We start from the raw sequence: 3,169 nt of genomic DNA, 5'->3' as shown, positions 1-3,169 counted from the left end.
CATGTCCCGGTACCGGCGGCTCCACCGCGACTACGAGGAACTGCCGGACCGGTCGCGCTCAATGATCCACTGGGCCATGGTCAACTCCATGACCACCCGCCTGACCGCCAGCCCCGACAAAGTCGGGCAATACCTCCGCCCGAAACCGCCTGCGGCGGCCTAAATCAGTATCGAACGCCCTCTCAGAGGTCGGCGGGCGTCGTACTCGGACAGGCCGTCGAGTTTCCAGAGCAGTGCCTCGCGGTCCCGCCGCAGTCGCCCGTGCAGGTTGTCCTTCGCGAATTCATCGATCATGCGCCATGAGGCTGCCATGGACTGCTCGTGGTCTCAAGATCCCGTACGCCCGGAAGCGCCGAGGCCTGGCCCTGGCCGCGGCCCTGACCTGCTGCAAGAAGCCCGCGCGACGTGCCACCTGAGACAATGTCCGTACACCCGGGACGGTCGCCGAACAGGCGGTGCGGAACGGCCGAGCTCGTCACCGTCATCGGCAGGCTCTCGGTCGACGACTCGGTCATCAACTACAGCGACACCTTCGTACTGGCGTACGTCGGAAAGGGTCTCGCCATCACCCAGCACATCTTCCGTACCGTCATGGCCTGAGACGACGGACGACGAGCCGGCGGGGCCCGGCCCGCCCCGGCTACCCCCCGCTGACGTACACCGTCGGCGGGAGCGACCTGCTGTCGCCCGTCTGACCCTGAGGGGAGCATCGGTGGGCGGGGGCGGAAACCGGGCACCGGCGTGGCGATGAGTTTTCCGGCCCCGGAAGGTCTACATCTCGACCGGGACGACCACCTCACCCCCCACCGGGAGCACAGACATGGGCTTCATCCAGATCGAACTGTTCGCGACCCTCGACCTCGTCGGGCAGGCGCCCGGCGGACCCGACGAGGACCCGGAGGGGTTCCCGTTCGGCGGCTGGCAGGCACCTCTGTTGAACGAGGTCACCGGCGCGCAGATCCTCGCCGCGTACGAGGGCACGGACGCCCTCCTGCTCGGCCGGCGGACGTACGACCTCTTCGCCTCCTACTGGCCGCAGCAGAAGGAGGGCGAGATCGCCGAACTCTTCAACCGCGTCCCGAAGTACGTGGCCTCCCGGGGCACCCCCGACCTCCCGTGGGCCGGATCCACGCTGCTCGGCCCGGACCTGGCCGGCGCGGTGCGCGCAGTCCGCGACCGGCACCGGAACGTGAAGGTCGTCGGGAGCCTGAACCTGGTGCAGACCCTCCTGCGCGAGAAGCTCTTCGACCGGCTCGACCTGTGGGTGCACCCCATCGTGCTCGGCGTCGGGAAGAAGGTCTTCGACGACGGCGCGGTGCCCACCAACCTCACGCTCCTCGAACCGCCGGTGGCGGGTGCGCAGGGCACTGTGTACCTGCGCTACGGGCTCGCCGAGGGCACGCCGAGGACCGGCGACATGAGCCTGCCCGACCGGGGCCTCGGGCACGACGACGACGCCCGGTGACCCGGGATGGCCACCGTCTCCGTCAACGGGACCGCCCTGGGCGTCGAGTCGTTCGGTGACGTCGACGCGCCGCTCGTCCTGCTCGCGGGCGGGCCGACGATGCTCTCCTGGCCTGACGCGCTCTGCGAACGCCTCGCCGCCGGCGGGCGCCGCGCCGTGCGCTACGACCTGCGCGACAGCGGGGAGTCGACGACGACGGACCCGCGGGCACCCGGCTACACCCTGCGCGACCTCGCCGCCGACGCGGCGGCCCTCGCCCACGCGCTCGGCGGGGCGCCCGCGCACCTCGCCGGGACCGGCGTCGGCGGGATGGTCGCCCAGGTGGCCGCGCTCGACCACCCGGGCGCGTTCTCCGCGCTCACCCTGGTCAACACCCGCGCCGTCGCCCCCGGCCCGCCCGACGACGACCTCCCCGACCACGACCGGGCGACGATGAGCCGTCTGTTCGCCCGCCCGGCGCCCGACTGGAGCGACCGTACGGCGGTCGCGGAGTTCGCCGCCACCGGCGCGGAGTTCCTCGGCGACGACCCCGCTGCCGCACGCGCCGTCGCCGCGCGTATCTGGGACCGCACGCCCGGCACCGCGCCCCCGGTCCAGACGGCCAACCACCTGGGCACCGTGTTCGCCGGGCTGGACTGCACACCCCGCTGGCGCGAGCGCCTGCCCGGGATCGGGGTACCCACCCTCGTCGTCCACGGCCGCCGCAACCGGTTCTTCCCCGTCGGCAACGGCGAGGCGATCGCGCGCGCCATCCCCGGGGCACGGCTGCTCGTCCTCGACGGGGGCGCCACCGCGATCCCCGACGCGGCGGTCGGCGCGGTCGCCGAGGCGATGCTCGCGCTCGGTAGCGGATAGCGGGTAGCGGACGGCGGTTGGTGGGCGGTGCACCCGCGGAGCGGCTGCGCCAGGCGCGGGAGGGGAACGGCGGGCCGATCGGCCGAGGCGGGCCGGAGGATCCGTACGGGCGCGCGTGGACGGCGGACGCCGGAGCGATCATCCCGGGCGGAAGGGCGGGATGACGGCCCGTCGGGGGTGCTAGAACCGTCGACGGCTGTGAACGCCCACCGGCGAACGCCGCCCTCCGTACCGTGCAACTCCTCGACGAGGGAGAAGACATGTCCGTCGCACGAACCGTACGTACCGCACGCACCGCGCTGCTCGCCGCCTTCGCCGCGCTCACCCTGCTGCTCAGCGGGGCCGTCACCGCGGCACCGGCCACCGCCGCCACCACGGGGCTCGACGACACCTGGGCCTGCTCCGTCCCCTCCGGCTACGTCTACGAGGGGGTCGTCTTCAGCCGGACGTGTAGCGGCGGCGGCAGCTGGAACTCGCCGCAGTACCACCTGCGCACGCCCGTCGACGGCCTCACCGCCTGCTCGACCGCCCCGGGCTTCACCTACGACGCCGCCGGCTCGTCCACCACGTGCAGCCTGACCCAGGGCGTCCCGTCCACCACCTTCCACCTGCGCGTCCCGGTCAGCGGCATGTGGGCGTGCAGCGTCCCGAGCGGCTTCACCTACAGCGCCACCACGTCGAGCCTGGACTGCGCCACCGTCCGCAACGTGCCGACCACCAAGTTCCTCCTGGCCCGCTGACCCCAGGCCCGCCGACCGGCTGACCGGCTGACCCGCTGACCCGGACCGCCCGTGGGTGGCGGTCCGTGCCGCACGTGCAAGAGGTGATCCGGTCGGCGAGGACGTGCTC

Annotated in this window: 4 protein-coding genes and 1 pseudogene; 4 read left to right on the top strand and 1 reads right to left on the bottom strand. The window is 72.8% G+C overall.

Translation table 11 applies throughout. The annotated features are described in order from the left end of the window. Positions 1–183: 183 nt before the first annotated feature. Positions 184–294: pseudogene (locus ACFU7Z_RS38100) on the bottom strand (type I restriction endonuclease subunit M); the annotation flags it as partial. Positions 295–420: 126 nt separating this feature from the next. On the opposite strand from ACFU7Z_RS38100, the gene ACFU7Z_RS38095 reads away from it, so the two are divergent. The 4 genes from ACFU7Z_RS38095 (at position 421) to ACFU7Z_RS38080 (ending at position 3,060) form a co-directional block, all read left to right on the top strand. Further along, complete coding sequence (locus tag ACFU7Z_RS38095) at positions 421–600, top strand: hypothetical protein (RefSeq protein ID WP_380782688.1); 180 nt, start codon at positions 421–423, stop codon at positions 598–600. Between the two features lie 220 nt (positions 601–820). Continuing rightward, a complete protein-coding gene (locus tag ACFU7Z_RS38090; protein ID WP_380782686.1) occupies positions 821–1,465 on the top strand; it encodes a dihydrofolate reductase family protein in 645 nt (214 codons plus the stop codon). Positions 1,466–1,471: 6 nt separating this feature from the next. Further along, entirely contained in the window at positions 1,472–2,320 is an 849-nt protein-coding gene (locus ACFU7Z_RS38085) for an alpha/beta fold hydrolase (protein ID WP_380782684.1), read from the top strand. 260 nt (positions 2,321–2,580) lie between these two features. After that, positions 2,581–3,060: a hypothetical protein gene (locus ACFU7Z_RS38080; protein ID WP_380782682.1), complete on the top strand. Its 480-nt coding sequence runs from the start codon at positions 2,581–2,583 to the stop codon at positions 3,058–3,060. The last annotated feature ends 109 nt before the right edge of the window (positions 3,061–3,169 follow it).

This window comes from Kitasatospora sp. NPDC057518 (assembly GCF_042802075.1).
In the GTDB taxonomy this organism is placed as follows: domain Bacteria; phylum Actinomycetota; class Actinomycetes; order Streptomycetales; family Streptomycetaceae; genus Kitasatospora.
This window is presented reverse-complemented; position numbering and strand designations above follow the sequence as displayed.

Coding starts and splice junctions, on each gene's coding strand:
- ACFU7Z_RS38095 (WP_380782688.1), top strand. CDS start 421: ATGTCCGTACACCCGGGACGGTCGCCGAACAGGCGGTGCGGAACGGCC.
- ACFU7Z_RS38090 (WP_380782686.1), top strand. CDS start 821: ATGGGCTTCATCCAGATCGAACTGTTCGCGACCCTCGACCTCGTCGGG.
- ACFU7Z_RS38085 (WP_380782684.1), top strand. CDS start 1,472: ATGGCCACCGTCTCCGTCAACGGGACCGCCCTGGGCGTCGAGTCGTTC.
- ACFU7Z_RS38080 (WP_380782682.1), top strand. CDS start 2,581: ATGTCCGTCGCACGAACCGTACGTACCGCACGCACCGCGCTGCTCGCC.